Annotated in this window: 15 protein-coding genes; 6 read left to right on the forward strand and 9 right to left on the reverse strand. The window is 50.3% G+C overall.

What is annotated here, in order from left to right; genetic code table 11:
• Window positions 1-4: 4 nt before the first annotated feature.
• A complete protein-coding gene (lpdA, locus tag MJ768_RS07125; RefSeq protein WP_239289490.1) occupies window positions 5-1,870 on the reverse strand; it encodes a dihydrolipoyl dehydrogenase in 1,866 nt (621 codons plus the stop codon).
• A 66-nt stretch (window positions 1,871-1,936) separates the two neighbouring features.
• The gene (locus tag MJ768_RS07130; protein WP_239289621.1) at window positions 1,937-3,196 is read right to left on the reverse strand and encodes a glutamate-5-semialdehyde dehydrogenase; all 1,260 of its coding nucleotides are present in this window, start codon (window positions 3,194-3,196) and stop codon (window positions 1,937-1,939) included.
• Between the two features lie 147 nt (window positions 3,197-3,343).
• On the opposite strand from MJ768_RS07130, the gene trpC reads away from it, so the two are divergent.
• Window positions 3,344-4,135 carry an indole-3-glycerol phosphate synthase TrpC gene (trpC, locus tag MJ768_RS07135; protein WP_239289492.1) on the forward strand — a complete coding sequence of 264 codons (792 nt, stop codon included), beginning with the start codon at window positions 3,344-3,346 and terminating at the stop codon, window positions 4,133-4,135.
• Between the two features lie 146 nt (window positions 4,136-4,281).
• On the opposite strand, the gene MJ768_RS07140 is transcribed toward trpC, so the two are convergent.
• Window positions 4,282-5,373: a porin gene (locus MJ768_RS07140; protein ID WP_239289494.1), complete on the reverse strand. Its 1,092-nt coding sequence runs from the start codon at window positions 5,371-5,373 to the stop codon at window positions 4,282-4,284.
• A gap of 511 nt (window positions 5,374-5,884) precedes the next feature.
• On the opposite strand from MJ768_RS07140, the gene coq7 reads away from it, so the two are divergent.
• Together coq7 and MJ768_RS07150 are read left to right on the forward strand one after the other, a co-directional pair.
• Entirely contained in the window at window positions 5,885-6,511 is a 627-nt protein-coding gene (gene coq7, locus MJ768_RS07145) for a 2-polyprenyl-3-methyl-6-methoxy-1,4-benzoquinone monooxygenase (RefSeq protein ID WP_239289503.1), read from the forward strand.
• A gap of 695 nt (window positions 6,512-7,206) precedes the next feature.
• Window positions 7,207-9,189, forward strand: a complete 1,983-nt coding sequence (locus tag MJ768_RS07150; RefSeq protein ID WP_239289505.1) for a RelA/SpoT family protein — start codon at window positions 7,207-7,209, stop codon at window positions 9,187-9,189.
• A 204-nt stretch (window positions 9,190-9,393) separates the two neighbouring features.
• On the opposite strand, the gene MJ768_RS07155 is transcribed toward MJ768_RS07150, so the two are convergent.
• From MJ768_RS07155 to apbC, 4 genes are all read right to left on the reverse strand, one after another.
• On the reverse strand, window positions 9,394-11,646 hold the full coding sequence (locus MJ768_RS07155; protein WP_239289507.1) for an arginine/lysine/ornithine decarboxylase: 2,253 nt from the start codon (window positions 11,644-11,646) through the stop codon (window positions 9,394-9,396).
• 195 nt (window positions 11,647-11,841) lie between these two features.
• Window positions 11,842-12,063 (reverse strand): hypothetical protein, encoded by a 222-nt coding sequence (locus MJ768_RS07160; RefSeq protein WP_239289509.1) that lies wholly within the window; start codon window positions 12,061-12,063, stop codon window positions 11,842-11,844.
• Window positions 12,064-12,131: 68 nt separating this feature from the next.
• On the reverse strand, window positions 12,132-12,698 hold the full coding sequence (dcd, locus tag MJ768_RS07165) for a dCTP deaminase (RefSeq protein WP_239289511.1): 567 nt from the start codon (window positions 12,696-12,698) through the stop codon (window positions 12,132-12,134).
• A gap of 85 nt (window positions 12,699-12,783) precedes the next feature.
• Complete coding sequence (gene apbC, locus MJ768_RS07170; protein WP_239289513.1) at window positions 12,784-13,878, reverse strand: iron-sulfur cluster carrier protein ApbC; 1,095 nt, start codon at window positions 13,876-13,878, stop codon at window positions 12,784-12,786.
• Window positions 13,879-13,992: 114 nt separating this feature from the next.
• Here apbC and metG point away from each other — a divergent pair, with 114 nt between their 5' ends.
• Window positions 13,993-16,185 carry a methionine--tRNA ligase gene (gene metG / locus MJ768_RS07175; protein WP_239289525.1) on the forward strand — a complete coding sequence of 731 codons (2,193 nt, stop codon included), beginning with the start codon at window positions 13,993-13,995 and terminating at the stop codon, window positions 16,183-16,185.
• An 8-nt stretch (window positions 16,186-16,193) separates the two neighbouring features.
• Window positions 16,194-17,873 carry a SulP family inorganic anion transporter gene (locus MJ768_RS07180; protein ID WP_239289527.1) on the forward strand — a complete coding sequence of 560 codons (1,680 nt, stop codon included), beginning with the start codon at window positions 16,194-16,196 and terminating at the stop codon, window positions 17,871-17,873.
• Here MJ768_RS07180 and dnaE read toward each other — a convergent pair.
• Window positions 17,864-21,352: a DNA polymerase III subunit alpha gene (gene dnaE / locus MJ768_RS07185; RefSeq protein WP_239289529.1), complete on the reverse strand. Its 3,489-nt coding sequence runs from the start codon at window positions 21,350-21,352 to the stop codon at window positions 17,864-17,866. The genes MJ768_RS07180 and dnaE overlap by 10 nt on opposite strands.
• Window positions 21,353-21,505: 153 nt before the next feature.
• On the opposite strand from dnaE, the gene MJ768_RS07190 reads away from it, so the two are divergent.
• Window positions 21,506-21,646: a hypothetical protein gene (locus MJ768_RS07190; RefSeq protein ID WP_239289531.1), complete on the forward strand. Its 141-nt coding sequence runs from the start codon at window positions 21,506-21,508 to the stop codon at window positions 21,644-21,646.
• A 3-nt stretch (window positions 21,647-21,649) separates the two neighbouring features.
• Here the strand turns inward: MJ768_RS07190 and MJ768_RS07195 are convergent, their stop codons facing one another.
• Window positions 21,650-22,483: a response regulator gene (locus MJ768_RS07195; protein WP_239289533.1), complete on the reverse strand. Its 834-nt coding sequence runs from the start codon at window positions 22,481-22,483 to the stop codon at window positions 21,650-21,652.
• Between the last annotated feature and the right edge of the window lie 186 nt (window positions 22,484-22,669).

Raw genomic sequence — 22,669 nt, forward strand, 5'->3', positions numbered from 1 at the left:
GCCCTTATTTTTTGCGCGGCATGTATAAGTCAGTAATACTGCCTTCGGCAATTTCCGCTGCAAAGCCGACAGTTTCCGACAGCGTGGGGTGCGGGTGGATAGTCAGGCCGATATCTTCCATGTTCGCACCCATTTCCAGCGCAAGTACAGTTTCGGCGATCAATTCCCCCGCATTGCAGCCCACGATGCCTGCACCAAGAATACATTTTGTTTGCGGGTCATACAGCAGTTTGGTAAGTCCTTCTTCACGTCCCATCGACAGTGCACGGCCGCTTGCTGCCCATGGAAAGGACGCTTTCTCATAGGCGATGCCCTGCGCTTTAGCCTGCGTTTCGGTCAGACCCATCCAGGAAATTTCCGGATCCGTATAAGCCACAGACGGAATGGTGAGTGCATCGAAGCCGGCTTTATGCCCGGCAATAACTTCCGCTGCCACTTTGCCTTCATGCGTTGCCTTGTGCGCCAGCATGGGGTCGCCAACAATGTCGCCGACAGCATAGATATGTGGCACATTGCTGCGCTGTTGTTTATCCACCGGGATGAAACCGCGCTCATTGACCACTACACCTGCCGCTGCTGCGTTAATTTCGTGTCCGTTCGGACGACGTCCAACGGCGAGCAGCACTCGGTCGTATAGTTGCGGCTGTGGCGCGTTGTCACCCTCAAAGGTTATATTCAATCCTTCCTTCTGTGCCTCAATTTTGGTGACCTTGGTCTTCAAGTAAATTGCTTCGTAACGTTTTTCGATGCGTTTGTGCAACGGACGCACAAGATCGCGGTCAGCACCGGGAATCAGACCATCGGCCAATTCAACCACAGAAATTTTGGAGCCCAGCGCGTCATATACCGTGCCCATCTCCAAGCCGATGATGCCTCCGCCAATAATCAACATACGCTCAGGGATATCCTGCAACAGCAATGCACCGGTGGAATCAATCAAGCGTGGATCATCGTACGGAAAGCCGGGAATACGCGCCACGCTGGAGCCTGCTGCAATGATGGCATTGTCAAACGTGATGGTTTTGCTACCGTCGCTGGTTTCCACCGTGATGCTGTTAGGCGAGCTGAATTTCGCCACACCGTAAACTACGTTCACTTTGCGCTGCTTGGATAAAGCGGCTAAACCGCCGGTTAGCTTGGCGATAATGCTCTCCTTCCAGCTGCGGATTTTATTAATGTCGATTGTCGGTTTGCTAAAAGTTACACCATGATGCGAAATTTCATCTGCCTCGGTGATAATCTTGGCGACATGCAACAGCGCCTTTGACGGGATGCAGCCTACATTAAGACACACCCCGCCCAGTTTGGAGTGGCGTTCAATTAGGATTACCTGTTTGCCCAGATCAGCAGCACGGAAAGCTGCGGCATAGCCACCGGGACCGGCGCCCAGTACGACTATTTCGGCATGAAGATCACCTTTTTCAAAAGAGGGTGAGGTTGGGATAGCAAAATCCGGAGTCAAAGATGAAGCAGGAGTGTCATGTGGCATAGATGAAATTCCCCCTGTACCCATCCTTTCCTCCGCTCTTTCTTTATCAGGTGAGGGGGTAGGCTTTTCCTCTGAAAAAGGGGAGATGGAAGCGGCAGGAGTGGATTGAACAGATGAGGAAATGGATCCTTCCGCTGCCGATTCTGCTTCCAACATTAAAATCAAGTCGCCTTGGCTGACCTTGTCGCCAATCTTGATCTTTAATTCCGTCACCATTCCCGCAACGGGGGAAGGTACGTCCACAGTCGCCTTGTCGGTTTCCAATGTGATCAGCGATTGCTCTGCTGTCACGGCCTCGCCTATTTTTACTAGCACCTCGATAACAGATACATCCTTAAAGTCACCAATATCCGGCACGTTAACTGCGATGGTTTGTTTCATATTTTCTTTCGTGATCATTTCAGGCAAGTGCATTTACACATGATCTCTTGGTGAGAAATGCTCCAGCTAATTTCTTATCTGTCCGCTGCCCAGTACAATAAATTTCTGCGAAGTTAAGCCTTCCAACCCTACGGGGCCGCGCGCGTGAATCTTGTCAGTTGATATACCGATTTCCGCGCCTAATCCGTATTCAAAGCCATCGGCAAAGCGCGTTGAAGCATTCACCATCACCGAGCTGGAGTCAACTTCGCGTAAAAAGCGCATCGCATTGGTGTAATTCTCGGTCACGATGCTGTCGGTGTGCTGCGATCCGTAGGTATTGATATGCGCGATAGCATCATCCAGCCCAGCCACCACACGCACGCTCAAAATCGGCGCAAGATATTCGGTGCGCCAATCTTCTTCTGTTGCAATTGCCATTTGTGTAACGAGCTTACATGCGGCCTCGTCACCACGCAGCTCCACCCCCTTGTCCACATATATTTTACATAGTTGAGGCAGCACTTGTGCCGCCACGCTGGCAGCCACCAACAAGGTTTCCATGGCATTACACACACCGTAGCGCTGAGTTTTGGCGTTGTCGGCAATACGGATGGCTTTTTCCAAATCAGCATCGTCGTCGATAAACACATGGCAGATACCGTCCAAGTGTTTTATAACCGGCACACGGGCTTCTTCCGAGATGCGCGCGATTAGACTTTTTCCGCCGCGCGGCACGATCACGTCCACGTATTCCCGCATGGTAATGAGTTCGCCCACTGCTGCACGGTCGGTGGTGCTGATCACTTGTACCGCACTCTCTGGCAAGCCGGAGTCGCGCAGCCCCTGCTGCACGCATGCCGCAATTGCGTTGTTGGAATGAATCGCCTCGGAGCCACCGCGTAAGATGGCAGCATTGCCTGATTTCAGGCACAGCCCTGCGGCATCAGCCGTCACATTAGGGCGCGATTCATAAATGATGCCGATTACGCCAAGCGGCACACGCATCTTACCGACCTGGATGCCGGAGGGACGATACTTCAGGTCGCTAATCTCACCGATGAGATCCGGCAGGGCAGCTATCTGCAATAGCCCTTCCGCCATGCTGTGCACGGTTTTTTCAGTTAGGGTGAGACGGTCGATGGAGGCAGCATCCAACCCTTTAACACGCGCAGCAGTGGTATCCTTGGTGTTCGCCGTAATGAGTTGTGCGGTGCTGCTCAGGATAGCAGCAGCAATATTTTCCAGGGCACGATTTTTGGCCGCGGTACCGGCTTGCGCCATAATGCGCGAAGCGGCACGGGCCTCCTGCCCGACCTGTTGCATGTATGTTTTTATGTCATCCATTTCTACCTCATCATTCAAGCGAAGCCAGTAGTTGGGCAGAGCGTAGCGAAACCCATCATGGATATCGCTGCGCTTCACCTATCTATAAGTGCGTATTTTACCATTGCACTTAAGTTAAAATGCGTACCTTGTATATTAGGGTCCGCCATGTCTGACATTCTGCAAAAAATTCTTACTGTCAAGGCGCAAGAAATTGCTGCCGCAAAAGCCGAATGCTCATGGGTAACCATGCGCGCCAAGGCGGAACAAGCCTTACCCACTCGTGATTTTGTCGGAGCAATTCGCAGCAAAATTACAACAGGTCAGCCCGCAGTGATAGCCGAAATTAAAAAAGCCAGTCCAAGCAAAGGCGTGTTGCGCGCGGATTTTCGCCCGGCGGAAATTGCCACGAGCTATGCAAGTCACGGCGCGGCCTGCCTGTCAGTGTTAACGGATGAACAATTCTTTCAGGGCCGTGCCGGGTATTTGCAGGAAGCACGTGCAGCTTGTTCCATCCCGGTATTGCGGAAGGATTTCATGGTGGATACCTACCAGATTTATCAGTCACGCGTTCTGGGAGCGGACTGTATCCTGCTGATTGCGGCTGCTTTGAGTTTGGCGCAGATGCAGGAATTTGAGTCTCTGGCTCTCAGCTTGGGGCTAAGCGTGTTGATCGAAGTGCATAATAAAGCAGAATTGGACGAGGCATTGCAACTCACCACTCCGCTCATCGGCATCAATAACCGCAATTTGCGCACTTTTGAAGTTTCGCTGCAAACCACACTGGATTTATTACCCCACATTCCAGCAGAACGTGTCGTGGTAACAGAGAGTGGCATTCTCCAGCCAGAAGATGTGAAATTGATGCGCGGCAATCACGTGCATGCGTTCCTGGTAGGCGAGGCGTTCATGCGTGCTGCCGAGCCAGGCCCTGCTTTAGCGCGGCTATTTGGTTTATGACATTGATGCCCCCGCCTGTAGCGGATTGCCCAGTATCTCTTTAACACGATCTCTCAGAAAGAAACTCTTCCCACATACCAAAAAAATGGACACCCGAAGGTGTCCATTTTAACTCTAACTACTAATCTTCGTTGGAAGACTTGTTCTTAGAACGAGTGCTTCATACCAACCGAGAATGCAGTCGGAGAATTACCAATCGCAGCCTGGCTGTAGGAGGTACCGCTGCTGTTCCAGCCTAACTGATAGGCAGCGTTTTGATCGTTATCCAACTTGGTCCACAAAGCATACATTGTGGTACGAATACTCATCTTGTGGTCATAACCGATAGTATATTGCTTTGCGCCAGTGTTTGAAGCGCCACTGATATGGTTATCAAGGTCGGTATACGACGCTTTAATTGCATCAGCAGGAGTCATGTTGAATCTTCCGGACAGATGCCAGGAAGTGGTATCACCACTTAAATACTTGTCGCTGATCTTTTCATAAATACCGTTGATCGCGAATTGGTCAACGGAATAGCCAAGAGCAGCTTTCCATGCATCGGAGTTCCTGGATGGATTAGCCGGTGCTGGACCATTGCTGTTGCTTTGATAAGCGGCAGTAGCGAAGAAAGGGCCAGAGTCAAACATACCAGCAAGTGAGTAACCTTCGTTGGTATTGTTGATAGTGTTTGAGCCAAAAGTACTTGATGTACTTTGTGGTGCGGTACCCTGCTGGTCGCCAAAATAAGAACCCGCAAAGCTGAAACCGGTGTAATTCGCAGAAGTGTAATTAACTGTGTTGTTCGTACGGATATCGTGAGCAATACCCATCAAGGAACGGTTATCAGCGATGGTATTGTGGAACATGTCCATGCGGCGGGTAGCCAGTTTGTAGGGAGTATCCATACGCCCCAACCTTACCGAACCCCATTGCTCGCCTTTCAGACCGGCGAAGGTATCACGGAAACCAAGGCCTGTTTGGGAACCTGGATTATCGTAAGGGCCTGCACCATTACCGATCGCGATTTGGCTTTCAACTTGCCAGATTGCGGACAGACCGCCACCCAGGGCTTCCGAACCCTTGAAACCGAGACGAGAGGCATTGCTGCCTACGCCTGAGCTATCCCTATGACCGTCATTATCGACAAAGTCGTAGGACACGTTTGCCTGACCATAAATGCTGACATCGGCCATTGCTGCTGAGGTCGCAAATACGCCCGCGACGGCTAGAGCAATTAAACTTTTATTCATGTTCATAAAATATTCTCCTTGATTTACTAAATTATTGGTTTTCCGGGAAAACCTCTCAAATTTAAAGCACTTATGAGAAGTCTGGCTATATTCTGACAGAGAGCTTTAGAGATAAGCAAGGTGCATGTTGTATTTTTGCAACAATATATAAATAAAAGAATTCCTCTAGTTTAAACAAATCAAGATTTGTAATTTGCAAGAAGAAAATTGAAAGATAGTTTTAGTGTTGATATTATCATATTGATTATAATTATCCTATTAATCCGATCAGAAACGGATCAATAGGATTTGAGCTAATCACCATGAATTGCGGTGGCACTACCTCTATATTAATATCTAATTATTCGCCCAAATGCACGGCATGAAAACAATTCCGCCTCACTGTAATACAATACGCTAAATATTTAACCCCAAATTTTTGCTGCAAAACTGCGTAGTTGAAATGGAGTCTTGATTTTTAGTGGCGCTCTTTCTATCGGGCTATCGAGATTGGTATAAAAATGCAAAGGAAAGTTCTGTGTTGAGTTTTGACAGCTTGATTATAAAATTCGACAAGAGCTTGCGCACTCTATTTAGCGAAGCGCAAAGTATTCGCCCTTTTCCTGATGCCGGTTTGCCGGATGCCGCATTAGACGAGAACGAGAAAAAGCTCGCAGCAGCGCTGATGCGAGTAAATCATAGCGGTGAGATTTGCGCTCAAGCATTATATCAAGGGCAAGCGCTGACGGCGCGTGACCCTGTGGTGCAGGAGGAATTGCAACAGACAGCGAACGAGGAGACCGAACATCTGGCATGGACGTCGCGACGTGTGCATGAATTAGACGGCCATCTGAGCTTGCTCAATCCAATTTGGTATGGGAATTCGTTGGCCATCGGCGCGCTCGCCGGATTGCTAGGCGATAAATGGAATCTTGGATTTATGGCGGAAACCGAACGTCAGGTAGGTGCGCATTTGCAAAGTCATTTGGGGAGATTGCCAGAACAAGATATAAAAAGTCGTGCGGTTGTTCGGCAAATGCTCACTGATGAAGCCCGGCACGGGGATATTGCAGTGCAACTGGGTGGTGCGGAATTGCCACTGCCCATAAAGTTGGCGATGCAAGCGAGCGCAAAGGTAATGACACAGACTGCATATTGGATATAGCTTGGTATTCTACAAAAAATTTTCGATAGAGTGATCAAGACGCGCTTTCGCCCTGCTTCCTCTGTACCGTAGTTACGTCTTCCCTCAAACCGGCCTTTTAAGATTGCAGATTTCTCCAGTTATCCTGCCAAGGCCATCCTAGACAGTATACCGCACCTCTGAATCTATCTAATTATAAATTGAAGCATGCCTATCCGGTTGATACCCAAGGTTACTATAGGGCACCTCTAAAAATTCACCACCAATCGCTCCTGAGGCACCAGTTACGGCCAGAACTTTGGGATAATACGTCCATCATCCCTCTACCCGATCTTTTCATACTCGCTCCCCCATGCCCCGGTTTTTTTGATGTTGAGACACGTACCGCCAAGTTGACGGCGATGGTCGCCAATGGGATAGGTGCGCCCGCTATGGCATAAAACAGGGGAAGCCTACCGAAAAAAGCACTGTTTTGGCATTTGATTAGCTCGGAAATCAGGTGGCGTCCTGAACAAACCAGGAAGTATTTAAACTTGGCGGAATTCGGCGCAATTTATTTTATAGAGGTGCCCATAAGCGGTTTAGTGTTTTGATGCTCGATTAGAATTGCCGTCATCTGATGATTTAGAGTGACAGGGGCAAAGCACGTTAGCGGATTGATTCGAACTGTAATGGCTAAAAAATCCTGAATGACTACATTGATGCGATAATATTTTATGGTTTCCGTTCAACAAAAACTTTCTTCCTCGTCAGGAGATCTCGATTCCTGGCTTGATTCCTTATCAAAAACTTTTGTTTCTGCAGAAGTCAGGGTGATCCGCCATGCCTGCGAATTGGCTGAGCCACTTTATGCCGGGCAAGTCGAACTGACAGGCGCACCCCTGTTTCAGCACGCGCTTGGTGCGGCATCTATCCTGATTGGTTTGAATATGGATTTTGAAACCGTAGCCGCCGCCATCATGCATGCGGTGCCCAAGTATATGGACAACTGGGCTGAAGCTTTGGAAACACGTTTTAGCGCTAATGTAAGTCATTTGGTTGAAGGTATTTCGCGCATTGAGCAAATCCGGGAATTCAGCGAGATGCAAGGCGTGCATAAAAAAGAAAAGAAAAAAGGTGATAGCAGCCAGCAGATAGAAAGTTTGCGAAAAATGGTTCTGTCCATGGTGGAAGACATTCGGGTGGTGTTGATCAAGCTTGCTGAGCGAACCCAGACTATGCGTTGCTTGTCAGGTGCCAGCGAAGATCAGCAAAAGCTGGTTGCGCTTGAAACGCAGGGTATTTTTGCGCCATTGGCAAACCGTCTCGGCGTATGGCAAATAAAATGGGAACTGGAAGACCTTTCTCTGCGCTATCTGGAACCGGATATGTACAAGAAAGTGGCTATGCTGCTGGATGAACGCCGCGTAGATCGCGAACAATATATCGCGGATGTATTGACTCAGTTGAGGCTGGAGCTGAGTCAGGCAGGCATCAAGGCGGAGGTGGCAGGACGGCCAAAGCATATCTTCAGTATTATCAATAAGATGAAGCGCAAGCAAATAGATTTCAGCGATCTCTATGATGTGCGCGCAGTGCGGATTCTGGTGAATGACGTCAAGGATTGTTATGCGGCACTTGGGCTGGTGCATAACTTGTGGCAGCCTATTTCCAGTGAATTTGATGATTACATTGCGCATCCCAAGAGCAACGACTATCGCTCATTGCATACGGCTGTGGTCGGTCCGCGCAACTTGACACTTGAGGTGCAGATACGAACTTTTGAGATGCATCAGCATTCGGAATTAGGAGTCGCTGCCCACTGGCGATATAAAGAGGGCGTAAAATCGGACGTCAGGTTCGATGAGCAGATTGTTTTGCTGCGCCAGATTCTGGAATGGAAAGAAGATGTAACTGACAGTGGTGACATGCTGGCGCAATTCAGGAATGAATTATTTCATGATCAGGTTTATGTGCTTACGCCTCAGGGGAAGGTAATCAATTTGCCCAAGGGCGCGACCCCGGTGGATTTTGCCTATGCTTTGCATACGGATTTGGGACACCGTACGCGCGGCGCCAAGGTGGATGGCAGCATAGTGCCTCTCAATTACAAGTTGCAACACGGGCAACGGGTGGAGATTTTGGCTGCCAAGCAGGGCTCGCCGAGCCGGGACTGGCTTAATCCTGCTCACGGTTATTTGCAAAGTCAGCGAGCCCGGGCCAAGGTGCGGCACTGGTTCAAGTACCAGAGTTTCGATGAGCATGTTTCTCAGGGCAGGACGCAGTTGGATCGCGAACTGCACCGACTAGGCGTTACCTCTTTAAATCAGGAAAAAATCGCGCAAAAATTGCATTTTCACAAGTTGGAAAACTTACTGGCAGCAATCGGGCGGGGCGATGTCACACAGCGACATCTTGTTCTCGCCATCCAGGACGAGATGCCAGCCAGGACAGAAGAAATAATAAAACCAATTGCCGCTAGGTCTACTGCTGCACGCTCATCCCCCACGGACATCCTGGTTGAAGGCGTGGGTAATTTGCTGACCAGAATAGCCAAATGTTGCAAGCCCGTGCCGCTGGATTCGATTGTTGGATATGTCACGCGCGACCGGGGAGTAACGATTCATCGCAAGGATTGTTCATTCATGCTGCACTTGCCGGAAAACAGGTGCGACCGTATGCTTAGTGCGCAATGGGTAAGTCAAAAAGCACTACCTTGACTGGTTGATATTGAGTAAAAGTCTATGACCGTCATGATTTGAGATGTTTGTCCACCTTAAAGAGAACGATATTGCATGCCTTCGAGAATATTCTTGACTGCCCAGCCTCGTATTGACAGCAGCCAGTTATAAAATGGAATTGGCGAAGTCATAATCGTAGTTTTAGCACGGCCTAATTTTGGCGGATTCAAGTTCGAACCGCACCTACTCTTGTCTTACGCAATCCACATAATAGCGCGGCCCGTCACTATCCTCATTTGCCACCAAGCCATGAATGTCACTCTCAAATCCTGGAAATTTCTGATTAAAGTCTCGCGCAAATTTGAGGTAGTCCACGATGGTTTTGTTGAAGCGCTCTCCCGGGATGAGTAGCGGAATGCCTGGTGGATAAGGCGTCAACAGCACGCTGGTGATGCGTCCTTCCAGTTCGTCAATCGATACGCGGTCAATCTCGCCGTGCGCCATTTTAGCGAAGGCGTCGGACGGCTTCATGGCGGGCTCCATGTTGGAAAGGTACATCTCGGTGGTTAACCGAGCTACGTCATTGATCTTGTAAATGCCGTGAATATTGTCGCACAGGTCACGGAGGCCGATCTTCTCATAGCGTGCGTATTTGGCGACAAATTCGGGCAGCACGCGCCATAGTGGCTGATTCTTGTCATAGTCATCCTTGAATTGCTGCAACTCGGTTACCATGGTATTCCAGCGTCCCTTGGTGATGCCAATGGTGAACATAATGAAGAAAGAGTAGAGGCCGGTCTTTTCCACCACAACACCATTTTCCGCCAAGTACTTGGTGACAATGGCAGCCGGAATGCCGGAATCGGCGAAGTCTCCTCCGACATCCAGCCCCGGGGTGATAATGGTGGCCTTGATCGGGTCGAGCATGTTGAAGCCAGGCGCCAGGTTGCCGAAGCCATGCCAGCGATCATCTGCACCCAGCATCCAGTCCGTGCGCGAGGCCATGCCTTCTTCGGCGAGATAGTCCGGCCCCCAAACTTTGAACCACCAATCCACACCCCACTCTTCATCCACCTTGCGCATGGCACGACGAAAATCGAGCGCTTCAGCAATGGATTCTTCTACCAGAGCGGTGCCGCCGGGAGGCTCCATCATTGCGGCAGCCACATCGCATGACGCGATAATGGCGTACTGCGGGCTGGTAGAGGTATGCATCATATAGGCTTCGTTGAAGCAGTCGCGATCGAGTTTGCGCATTTCGCTGTCCTGCACCAAAATCTGTGAGGCTTGACTCAATCCGGCCAGCATTTTGTGTGTCGATTGTGTGGAAAACACCATGGATTCTTTGCACGGCTTACGGCCTTGGCCTATGGCGTGCATATCCTTGTAGAAATCATGAAAGGCGGCGTGCGGTAACCATGCCTCGTCGAAAAGCAGGGTATCAATTTGTCCATCCAGCATCTGCTTGAGGGTTTCCACGTTGTACAACACACCATCGTAAGTACTCTGAGTGATAGTCAGGATGCGCGGCTTTTGCTTTTTATCCTTGATGAACGGATTTGCATCGATCTTGCGCTGGATAGTCTCAATTTTAAACTCGTCCAGTGAAATCGGTCCAATGATGCCGAAATGATTACGTGTCGGCATCAGGAATACTGGTATTGCGCCAGTCATAATGATCGAATGCAAGATGGATTTATGACAGTTGCGATCCACCACTACGATGTCATCTGGTGCAACGGTGGAATGCCATACGATTTTATTTGATGTAGAGGTGCCGTTAGTCACAAAGAATAGGTGGTCGCAACTGAAAATACGCGCTGCATTTCGCTCGCTGGCTGCTACCGGTCCGGTATGGTCGAGCAGCTGACCCAGCTCGTCGACTGAGTTGCACACGTCTGCACGCAACATATTTTCACCAAAAAACTGGTGAAACATTCGACCTACCGGCGATTTCAGGAAAGCCACCCCGCCCGAATGGCCGGGGCAATGCCAGGAATAGGAACCATCTTGCGCGTAATTAACCAGGGCGCGGAAAAACGGCGGGGCGAGCGAGTCAAGATATAATCGGGCTTCACGGATGATGTGCCGCGCCACAAATTCCGGCGTGTCTTCATGCATATGAATGAATCCGTGCAATTCGCGCAGGATATCATTCGGGATATGGCGTGAAGTACGCGTTTCGCCGTATAGATAGATGGGGATATCGGCATTTTTAAAGCGGATCTCTTCCACGAAAGCGCGTATGCTTTTCAGCGCGATTGCCGTCTCTTCTTTGCTGCCGCCGCCGAATTCCTCATCGTCAATCGATAGCAAAAAGGCTGAAGCCCGGCTTTGCTGCTGCGCAAATGAAGTCAAATCCCCGTAGCTGGTTATACCCAGCACCTCCATGCCTTCTTTCTGGATGGCACCGGCCAAAGCGCGAACGCTCAGGCCACTGGAATTTTCCGAGCGGAAATCCTCGTCGATGATGATGATGGGAAAATCAAATTTCATTCAGTGCTCCTTGGTGGGGAATATCTGCCGGGCAGCGAGTTGGTGCCGATTGTCGCAGATTTAGATAATGTGGTTAGTGTTAAATAACATTAAGAACTATGCTATCCGGTAACGCGAATACAAGGATTGCCAGCTGCATTTACGGGGATGATTAAACCGGGATTTATCAAAAAGTTTAATGCTATTCTGGTGCAGTTAGTCGCGCGGGGGGTAGGGGTTTTTCAGGGCGTTAACCAGCTCAGTCAGTACCGCGCGAAACTGCTGTTCGTCACAACCCATTAGTACTGCATCCTCCAGCGCATCTTGGCAGATTTGGCGGATTTCCTCCATGTTCTCGCTCAGCACCTTGTTCTTTTCCACGCAGGCGACCACCTCGCCAGTGGGGCTGAGCCAAATGGTTTGGGGATAGGATGCCATTAAATTTATGCCTCTATATGATTCAGTAGAATTCAATGAATGGGTGGAACGTAACCATGCATCTGATTTTATATTTTGGGTAGTGTAACCCCAACCTGCCCCTGATACTTGCCGCCCCTATCCTTGTATGAGACTTCGCATACTTCGTCGGATTCGAAGAAAATCACCTGCGCCACGCCCTCATTGGCGTAAATTTTTGCCGGTAAAGGTGTGGTATTGGAAAACTCCAGCGTTACATAACCCTCCCATTCTGGTTCTAACGGTGTGACATTGACGATAATGCCGCACCGCGCGTAGGTAGATTTACCCAGGCAAATGGTCAGTACGTTGCGGGGGATGCGGAAGTGTTCCACGGTGCGTGCCAGCGCGAAAGAGTTGGGCGGGATGATGCAATAGTCGCTCTTAAGCTCGACGAAAGAGTTGGCATCGAAATTTTTCGGGTCGACAATGGTGCTATTGATGTTGGTAAATAGTTTGAATTCGTCTGAGCAACGGATGTCATAACCGTAGCTCGACGTGCCATATGACACGATACGCTGGCCATTTCTTTCTTTCACCTGCCCGGGTTCGAACGGCTCGATCATGCCGTGCTCTTTGGCCATGTGACGTATCCACTTGTCTGATTTAATGCTCATGTTTAGTTTGATGCAGAAGTTATGGTCAAGGGAGCAGAATGAAAATATAAATGCTTTATGACACGTTGCACATTATGTTTTCGCATTACGTCTTCTGCATCACAATTTTAGGGAATGCCGCGCTATAGTCTTGCGCCATTTCAGCAATTTTCACCGCCAGATGCCGCGCAATCTGCTTGTACTCCTTGGCAATTGCACCATCGGGGTCGGCCACAACGGTAGGTTTGCCGGAATCGGCCTGCTCGCGAATGCGGATGTCCAAAGGCAATGAACCGAGAAACTCTACTTTGTAGTCGTTACACATCTTTTCAGCTCCGCCGCTCCCGAAGATGTGTTCCTCATGCCCGCATTTCGAGCAGATGTGCGTGCTCATGTTTTCCACGATACCAAGTATTTTAATGCTCACCTTCTCGAACATCTTGAGTCCCTTGCGCGCATCCATCAGTGCGATGTCCTGGGGAGTGGTCACGATGATCGCCCCGGTCACTGGTACTTTTTGCGACAGAGTCAGCTGGATATCGCCAGTGCCGGGCGGCATGTCCACCACCAGATAGTCCAGCTCATCCCAGCGCGTCTGATTCAACAATTGATCCAGCGCCTGAGTGACCATCGGGCCGCGCCAGACCATCGGCACATCCTCGCCTTGAATCATGAAGCCGATGGACATGACCTGTAGTCCATGTCCCTGCATAGGCTCGACCGACTTGCCATCGCGCGATACGGGCTCGCCTTTGATGCCCATCATGGTGGGTAGGGAAGGGCCGTAAATATCCGCATCCAGAATCCCGACGCGGGCACCTTCCGCAGCCAGGGCCAGCGCCAGATTCACCGCCGTAGTGGATTTACCCACACCACCTTTGCCGCTGGCCACCGCAATAATATTCTTTACCCCATCAACCAGCTTTACGCCGCGCTGCACAGCATGGGGCACTACCTTGCTGCTCACATTCACGGAAAGAGTGTTGATACCTGGTAAAGCGCTACGCAGGTGATTTTCTACCATCATACGTATCTCGTCCCACACGCTTTTCGCAGGGTAGCCAAGCAGAATGTCGAGCGATAAATTATCGCCACTGATCTTTATATTTTTTACCGACTTGCCCGCTACAAAATCTTTTTTTGTGTTGGGGTCAATCAACTTTGTCAGTGCGGCCTGTATGTCTGTGTCGGTAAAACTCATGTGCTGCTCCTGCAATTAAAACGATAGGGGGCAAGCATTCTACCCAAGATTCCCCGTCACGCCTATAGTTCAATTTTGCTACAATTACGGCCCTTTACAAGGGGTTTTCCATTTATGCCGCGCAAGATACTGGTTACGTCCGCATTGCCTTATGCCAATGGTAGTATCCACTTGGGTCATTTGGTCGAATACATTCAGACTGACATATGGGTGCGCTTCCAAAAAATGCTGGGCAACACATGTTATTACGTCTGTGCTGACGATACTCATGGCACGCCTGTCATGCTTCGCGCCGAAAAGGAAGGTATCACCCCGGAACAATTGATAGATCGCGTGTGGCATGAGCACAAGTCAGATTTTGAAGGCTTCCATGTCGAGTTCGACCACTACGGCAGCACCAACAGCGCCGAGACCAAGGAATTCTCGCAGGCGATTTATCGCAAACTCAAAGCTGCTGGCTTGATTGAAGTGCGTTCAGTCGAGCAGTTCTATGACCCCGTCAAGAACATGTTCCTGCCGGATCGTTTCATCAAGGGCGAATGCCCGAAGTGCCACGCCAAGGATCAATACGGCGACAACTGCGAAGCGTGCGGCACCACTTATTCGCCCACTGAACTGATCAATCCTTACTCCGCCGTGTCCGGCGCGCAACCCGAGCGGCGCAACTCCGACCACTACTTCTTCAAACTCTCCGACCCGCGCTGCCAGGAATTCCTGCGCGAGTGGACGCGCAGCGGAACGCTGCAACCCGAAGCCGCCAACAAGATGCAGGAATGGCTGGGCGCCGAGGGCGAGAACAAACTCACCGACTGGGACATCTCGCGCGACGCGCCCTATTTCGGCTTCGAGATACCCGATGCACTGGGCAAGTATTTTTACGTCTGGCTGGATGCGCCGGTGGGCTACATGGGCAGCTTCAAGAAGCTGTGCGATGCCAATGGCATCGCCTTCGACGACTACTGGAAGCCAGGCTCCGATACCGAACTGTACCACTTCATTGGAAAGGACATCCTTTACTTCCATGCCTTGTTCTGGCCTGCGATGCTGCAACATTCCGGTTTTCGTACCCCGACCAAGTTGTTCGCACACGGTTTTCTCACCGTGAACGGTGAGAAAATGAGCAAGTCGCGTGGCACGTTCATCACCGCCGACAGCTACCTTAAACAGGGACTCAACCCCGAGTACCTGCGCTACTACTACGCTGCTAAGCTCAATGGCACGATGGAAGATCTCGACCTGAATCTTGAAGATTTCGTGGCGAAGGTGAATAGCGACCTGATTGGCAAGTACATTAATATTGCGAGCCGTACAGCAGGTTTTATTACTAAGCACTTCGGTGGGGAATTGATGGAAATGCCTGAATCCGCCCATCCCATTTACGATCAATCCTTAATAGCTCTGTCCAATGAAGAAACAGATAGAGCAGATACAAATCCACAGAGCGTAAATAAATTTGATGCCAGTAACGAAGATCACCTAATCAATAATCCCCAAAAATTACTTCACGAGTTTCAAAGTGCATCAACTGTACTTGCAGATTTTTACGAAAACAGAGACTTTGCCAAAGCTTCACGACACATCATGCGATTGGCTGACATAGCCAATAAATACGTCAACGAAGAAAAACCTTGGGAGTTATCAAAGTTAGGCATTCAACCCGAAAAGCTTCATTTCGCTTGCTCTTTGAGTATCAACCTAGTGCGCATCCTTACCATTTACCTAAAACCCGTATTGCCCAAGCTTGCTGTTCAAGTAGAGAGTTTCTTGAATGTCACTCCATTGCAATGGAGTGATGCGCTTCAAGCCTTGCCTAGTGGGCATACTATCAATCCATATCAACATCTGATGACCCGTGTTGACCAAAAACAAGTTGACGCCATGATAGAAGCCAACAAACAAACTTTGGAACCTGCAACAGGCACTCATTCACCAGCACGTCACGCCGAAGCGCAGCAACGTGCCATCGCGCCGATTGCCGAAACCATCTCCATCGACGAGTTCAGCAAGGTCGATCTGCGCGTGGCACGCATCGTCAACGCCGAGCATGTGGAAGGTGCAGAGAAGCTGCTAAAACTGACGTTGGATATCGGCGAGGAAAAAACGCGCACGGTATTCGCGGGCATCAAATCGGCTTACGATCCGGAAAAATTAAAGGGTCGCATGACCGTGATGGTTGCTAATCTTGCGCCACGCAAGATGAAATTCGGTTTATCGGAAGGCATGGTGTTGGCGGCTTCCGGCGATGCGCCCGGTTTATTCATACTCAGTCCGGACGACGGCGCACAACCTGGCATGAGGATTAAGTAGTTCGCCATATGAAGCTGGCCGAATTTTTCCGCCCCAAATTGCTTGACACACTACGGGGTTACAATCGCCAGCTTTTTGTCTCCGACCTGACTGCCGGTATTACTGTCGGCATCGTAGCGCTGCCATTAGCCATCGCCTTCGCTATTGCCTCCGGCGTTAAACCTGAGGCGGGTATTTTTACCGCCATCATTGCTGGTTTTATCATTTCTGCATTAGGCGGTTCGCGTGTGCAAATTGGCGGCCCCACCGGCGCATTCATCGTGATTGTGTATGGCATCGTGATGCAGTACGGGCTGGCCAATCTGCTCATTTGCACCATCATGTCGGGCATTATGTTGCTGTTGATGGGATTATTTAAACTGGGCAGCCTGATCAAACTCATTCCGCATCCCCTGGTTATCGGTTTTACCAACGGCATTGCGGTGTTGATTATGCTCAGCGAGGTGAAGGATTTTCTCGGCTTGAAAATGGACAGCGTGCCCGCAGAGTTCTCGCACAAGTTAAATGCGCTTTACCAAGCACTGCCCAGCTTCGACCTGACAAGCATTGCCCTGGCAACGCTGTCCATGCTACTGATCCTGTTTTATCCCAAAAACTGGGCACGGCACATGCCTTCGCTAATCGTGGCACTGGTGCTGGGCACCGTCATAGTGGCATTAATCGATCTGCCGGTGGAAACCATAAGCACGCGTTTCGGCGGGATTCCGCAGGGCCTGCCCGCATTTGAGATGCCCGAATTTACCTTCGCCACGGTGCGCTACTTGTTTTCTCCTGCTCTCACCATCGCCTTGCTCGGCGCGATTGAGTCCTTGCTTTCCGCTACGGTGGCAGATGGCATGATAGATGACAAACATGATCCGAATCAGGAGCTTGTTGCCCAAGGTTTCGCCAATATTGTTTGCCCATTCTTCGGCGGCATTCCCGCCACTGGCGCAATTGCGCGCACCGCTACCAGTGTGCGCGCCGGAGCGAACAGCCCAGTCGCCGGAATGGTGCATGCCATTACTTTACTGCTCATCATTCTCATCGCAGCCCCGTTAGCCAAGCACATTCCGCTTGCCACGCTAGCCGCCATTCTGATGGTGGTTGCCATCAACATGGGCGAGTGGGAAGCATTTACGAGGTTGAAAAAATATCCGGCCAGCGATAGTGCTGTCATGCTCACCTCATTTGTGCTTACGGTGGTATTCGACATTACCGTAGCGGTGGAAATTGGTATGGTGCTCGCAGTATTGTTTTTCATCCACCGTATCACCGGCTTGACTCATGTCAGTGTGGCGCAAGAATCGCTAGACCATGATGATAGCGAGACGACTCTGGCACGCAAAGTCGTACCAAAAGGCGTGATGATCTACCGCATTTTCGGCGCATTATTCTTTGGTGCGGCCGACAAGCTGGAAACCATCCTGCGGCAACAACAAAACGAGCCAGACGTGCTAATTTTGAAAATGGACGAAGTTATCTCCATGGACGCGAGCGCGCTACACACACTGGCATCCATGCAGCGCAAACTGCGAAAAAACGGCAAATACCTCATCCTGTGCGGCGCCCATACACAACCGTATTTCATGATGCATCAAGCAGGATTTTTTGACGAGATGGGAAGCGACAATGTAACGGCTGATCTGGACAGCGCATTACGCCGTGCTGCCAAATTATTGGAAGAGAAAAAACTTGCTCAAGTATAAGCGATATGAACATTCTGTTCGCCCAGCAGTTTTTTTAATCCGCTCATTAGATCACTGTGCAGCGTGACGCTCCAAGACTCGCCCAGCTTTAAGTTTGCGCTCCCGTTGGTATTGCAGTAGCACACTAGCACCATGCATTTACCCTCGCGGTAGGGGGTGAGTAGTTCTTTTAACTCTGTCACGCTAATGCGTGCGTCAGACGAAACAGTAAGTTCCAGGCGCTTCGCGAAAGTGGAACGCGCCGAGGCGAAATCGAATAACTCCTCACCGCTGATGCGCATATTGCCGGAATACTCGTCGAGACTGGCTTTGCCGCGCACCACCAGCAATTCATCTTCACGTATCCACGGGCGATTGGCCTCGAATACTTCGTTGAATACCATCATTTCCAACTGTGCGCTGCCATCGTCCAGTGTGACAATCGCCATGCGCCCACGTCGCGTCTGCTGTATTCGCACGCCGGATACTATGCCAGCCAATACCACAGGTATCCCACCGCGTTTGTTGTTGCCGTTTTGCGGCAGCGCTTGCAGCGTGATATCGGCCAGGCGTGTCTTGACGAAATTTTCCAGTTCGTTGGCATATTCTTGATAGGGATGGCCACTGAGATAAAAACCCAAGCTGGTTTTTTCGTGTTGCAATTGCTCGCGCAATGTCCAGCGCGGGACGTTCTTCATTTGCACCGGCATCGCGACACTTGCATCGTCCTCGAATAGACTATTTTGATTGACTGATCGTGCTTGCTGCTCCGCACTGCACAGCGCGACCTCGAGCGATGCCAGCAATTGATGGCGATGATCCGAAATTTTATCGAATGCGCCACTGCGGATCAGCGCTTCAGTAGCGCGACGGTTTACTACGCGCTTATCTACGCGATGGCAAAAATCGAACAGATCGCGGAATGGCCCACCGAGATTGCGGGCATCTTCAATGCTATCTATCGCAGCTTTGCCTGTACCCTTAATGGCTTCCAGTCCATATGCAATCGTTTTTTCGTCCACCGGCATAAAGCGGTTTACAGACGAGTTAATATCCGGCGGCAAAATGCATATTCCCTGTGCCAGGGTATCGAGATAGAAAATATGCACTTTGTCGGTGTTATCCATATCCGATGACAGTGTGGCGGCCATGAATGCAGCCGGGTAATGCGCTTTTAGATAGGCGGTCTGATAGGACACCAACGCATAGGCAGCTGAATGCGATTTGTTAAAGCCGTACCCGGCGAATTTTTCCATCAAGTCGAACAGTTGCTCTGCCAGTCGCTTGTTGATAGCGCGCGCCACAGCGCCGTCCACGAAGATGCTGCGTTGCAGCGCCATTTCCTCAGCATTTTTTTTCCCCATCGCGCGGCGCAACAAGTCTGCCGCTCCCAGCGAATATCCGCCGATGATCTGCGCGATCTGCATCACTTGCTCTTGGTACACGATCACACCGTAAGTTGGCTTGAGTGAAATCTCCAGTTCGGGATGAAAATAATCAGCCTTGGAGCGGCCATGCTTGCGGTTGATGAAGTCCTCTACCATGCCTGATTCGAGCGGACCTGGGCGATATAACGCAACCAGCGCCACGATGTCTTCAAATGTGTCCGGTTGCAGCTTGATAATCAGCTTTTTCATGCCAGGAGATTCAAGCTGAAATATTGCCGTGGTGTTGGCAGCCTTGAGCAGTGCGTAAGTTGGCTTGTCCTCCAGTGGAAGGTTTTCAATGGAGAAGCGATTTTCAATGGGAAAACCTAGGCCTGCTGGCATCTTGTTTACATATTTCACCGCCCAATCAATGATGGTGAGCGTGCGCAACCCCAAAAAGTCGAATTTCACCAAGCCGATCTGTTCCACATCGTCTTTGTCAAACTGACTGATACCCTTGTCGCTGCCCTCGGCGTAATAAAGCGGACAAAAGTCGGTCAGCTTGCCCGGTGCGATCAGTACCCCGCCCGCGTGCATGCCGACATTGCGCGTTAAATCTTCCAGCCGTGCACCCAGTTCAAGCAGTTCTTCCACGCCTTCTTCGCTGCTGATGATGGCGTTGAATTCCGGCTCCAGTTCACGCGCTTTTTTCAGTGACACCGGTTTGACGCCTTCCAGCGGAACGAGCTTGGACAGGCGATCGCACAGGCCGTAAGGAAAATCCAGCACGCGCCCGACATCGCGGATCACCGCTTTGGACGCCATGGTACCGAAGGTGGCAATCTGAGACACACTCGCCGCGCCGTATTTTTGCTTCACATAATCGATAACGCGCTCGCGCCCATCCTGGCAGAAATCTACATCGAAGTCGGGCATGGATACGCGTTCTGGATTCAGGAAGCGTTCAAACAGCAGAGCGTAGCGTAGCGGGTCAAGGTCGGTGATACCGAGACTGTAAGCCACCAGTGAACCTGCGCCAGAGCCGCGGCCAGGGCCGACTGGCACGTCATTGCGCTTGGCCCAGCGGATGAAATCTGCCACGATCAGAAAGTAACCGGAGAACCCCATTTTTATAATGGTCTCAATCTCGAACGCCAAGCGTGCGGTGTATTCCTGCATCTTCGCCGCGCGCACAGTTTCATCCGGATACAACTGCAGCATGCGCTGATGCAAACCATGTTCAGACTCTGTGCGCAGAAAATCATCCAGACTTTCGCCGTTGGGGGTGGGGAAATCCGGCAAATATGGCTTACCCAGTTGTAAGGTCAGATTACAACGCTTGGCGATCTCCACGCTGTTTTGCAACACTTCAGGAAAATCGGCGAAAAGTGCCATCATCTCGGCCTGGGTTTTGAAATACTGCTGCGTAGTAAATTGGCGCACGCGCCGCTTGTCGTTCAGCACATACCCTTCGGCTATGCACACGCGCGCCTCGTGCGCTTTGTAAGCTTCCTGGCTTAAAAACTGAATCGGATGTGTGGCTACTACCGGTAACGCCAGTTCTACGGCTAGTTTGACCGTTTCACGCACATGCAGCTCTTCGCGCGCCATGCCGGTACGCTGCACTTCCAGATAATACCGACCGGGGAACAGCTCCGCCCACTCAAGCGCCAGCTGACGTGCCGTTGCCTGATTGCCGTTCAACAGCGCCGTGCCGACCTCACCGAGATGCGCACCGGATAATGCGAGCAGCCCATCTGTACCGTCACGCAACCATTGTTTGTGTATCTCGATGCGACCGCTGTTTTGTCTTTCCAGATAGGCGCGTGTCACCAAATCACACAAGCGCAAGTAGCCAACATTGGACTGGCATAACAAAAGCAGACGAGAAGGCTTGTCGCGCTCGGCTGGATTGCTGATGAACACATCACAGCCGATAATGGGCTTGATCCCGGCAGCGCGCGCTGCCTGATAGAACTTGATCAGGCCGAATACATTATTTAAGTCGGTAAGCGCCAGCGCGGGCATGACATCCTGCTTGGCGGCGGCAATCGCCTCGGGAATGCGCACAATGCCATCGACAATGGAGTATTCGCTGTGCAAGCGCAGATGGATGAAAGAGGGTTGGGGCATGGTGGCGAAATGACGGTTACAGCTAAAATTTTACCATCGTCACCAGAGTGAGAAATTAAAAATTTCTTACCCGTTGATATAGCTCAGGAAAACGTGCCGAAGAAGAATGGTTGCCGAGGTTAAAGATGAAGGTTTGCAAACAGTTCTGGAGTCGTGAAGCCATTTTACGACATCAATTCCAGCCTTCTTGGTATTTTCTATAAATTGGCTATCTACGAAGACTGGAAGCGCGAATCGCCTTATAAATATGAACACCCATTAGCCGCGTTCGCCGCCATGACGGCTAGTGTCTGATAATTATGAGGCGGTGCGTATGCTTCCAGTAACGTCCTTGCCCACTCCACGGTAACCTGTAAAGCGACCGGATGAATCGAACATCGGTTCTCCGCTAATCATAAAATATTGCTGTGAACCATCTGGATTATGCCGTCTGTAGACGAAATCCAGGAACGGTCGTCTGGCTGCAATATATTCTACTAGTATCGCCTGCTCATCTTTATTCCAATGGGCTGCTTGAGTTTCACTGGGTTCGCTAAGCAAGTCGTCAACCTCAATTCCGAGCATCTCAAGAACCGGACCGTAAACTTTGGTGAAATGTCCGGTCTCGTCTTGCTCCCAGTACCAGTCAGACGATAGCTCGGTCAGGCGGCGAAAACGAGCTTCGCTTTCCCGCAGTTCTGCGGTTCGTGCTTGCACCGTCTGCTCCAACACCCTGTTGTAATTTTCAATTTTTTTGTATAAAAGCCGTACTTCCAACATGTTATGGATACGTGTTTGTACTTCGGTCAGATCAAAAGGCTTGCTGATGAAATCTTTCGCACCGGCTTGTAACGCGCGCAGTTTGTGATCCGGTTGGGCGGTAATCACGAGTACCGGAAGGTAGCCATCTGTTTCGATTTTTTTCAAGCCTTCCAGCACCTGAAAGCCATCCATGCCGGGCATCTGCAAGTCGAGCAGAATCAGGTCATAGTGGTTTTTACGATACAACTCGCAGACTTCATAAGGATTCTGCGTCGAGGCTATGCGTGTGTAGCCAGCGCCACGTAGCATTTCCTCAAGTAGATGTATATTAGCCTCCTGATCGTCAACGATCAGGAGATTGGCGTTAAGAATATTAGAACTGCTAAGCATAATTTAAGAATACCTTTGAAAGCTGAGCAACAAATACCAATACGAATTTCTCCGCATTCCCAATCTCGTTTTGAGATGTACACCGTTATGGCATGTATCGATAAACTTTATTTAGCATGATTTGTAACGACTGCTAACTAAAAAACCTTAAAGCGTTTCCATATTGTGTCAATTAACAATAAATTG

Source organism: Candidatus Nitrotoga sp. 1052 (assembly GCF_927312905.1).
In the GTDB taxonomy this organism is placed as follows: Bacteria; Pseudomonadota; Gammaproteobacteria; order Burkholderiales; family Gallionellaceae; genus Nitrotoga.

What these genes read in the sequence shown, in the direction of transcription:
- MJ768_RS07180 (WP_239289527.1), top strand. Translation starts at nt 16,194, where the DNA reads ATGAAGCTGGCCGAATTTTTCCGCCCCAAATTGCTTGACACACTACGG.
- MJ768_RS07160 (WP_239289509.1), bottom strand. Translation starts at nt 12,063, where the DNA reads ATGGCATCCTATCCCCAAACCATTTGGCTCAGCCCCACTGGCGAGGTG.
- MJ768_RS07150 (WP_239289505.1), top strand. Translation starts at nt 7,207, where the DNA reads ATGGTTTCCGTTCAACAAAAACTTTCTTCCTCGTCAGGAGATCTCGAT.
- metG (WP_239289525.1), top strand. Translation starts at nt 13,993, where the DNA reads ATGCCGCGCAAGATACTGGTTACGTCCGCATTGCCTTATGCCAATGGT.
- trpC (WP_239289492.1), top strand. Translation starts at nt 3,344, where the DNA reads ATGTCTGACATTCTGCAAAAAATTCTTACTGTCAAGGCGCAAGAAATT.
- MJ768_RS07195 (WP_239289533.1), bottom strand. Translation starts at nt 22,483, where the DNA reads ATGCTTAGCAGTTCTAATATTCTTAACGCCAATCTCCTGATCGTTGAC.
- MJ768_RS07140 (WP_239289494.1), bottom strand. Translation starts at nt 5,373, where the DNA reads ATGAACATGAATAAAAGTTTAATTGCTCTAGCCGTCGCGGGCGTATTT.
- dcd (WP_239289511.1), bottom strand. Translation starts at nt 12,698, where the DNA reads ATGAGCATTAAATCAGACAAGTGGATACGTCACATGGCCAAAGAGCAC.
- lpdA (WP_239289490.1), bottom strand. Translation starts at nt 1,870, where the DNA reads ATGAAACAAACCATCGCAGTTAACGTGCCGGATATTGGTGACTTTAAG.
- MJ768_RS07155 (WP_239289507.1), bottom strand. Translation starts at nt 11,646, where the DNA reads ATGAAATTTGATTTTCCCATCATCATCATCGACGAGGATTTCCGCTCG.
- apbC (WP_239289513.1), bottom strand. Translation starts at nt 13,878, where the DNA reads ATGAGTTTTACCGACACAGACATACAGGCCGCACTGACAAAGTTGATT.
- dnaE (WP_239289529.1), bottom strand. Translation starts at nt 21,352, where the DNA reads ATGCCCCAACCCTCTTTCATCCATCTGCGCTTGCACAGCGAATACTCC.
- MJ768_RS07130 (WP_239289621.1), bottom strand. Translation starts at nt 3,196, where the DNA reads ATGGATGACATAAAAACATACATGCAACAGGTCGGGCAGGAGGCCCGT.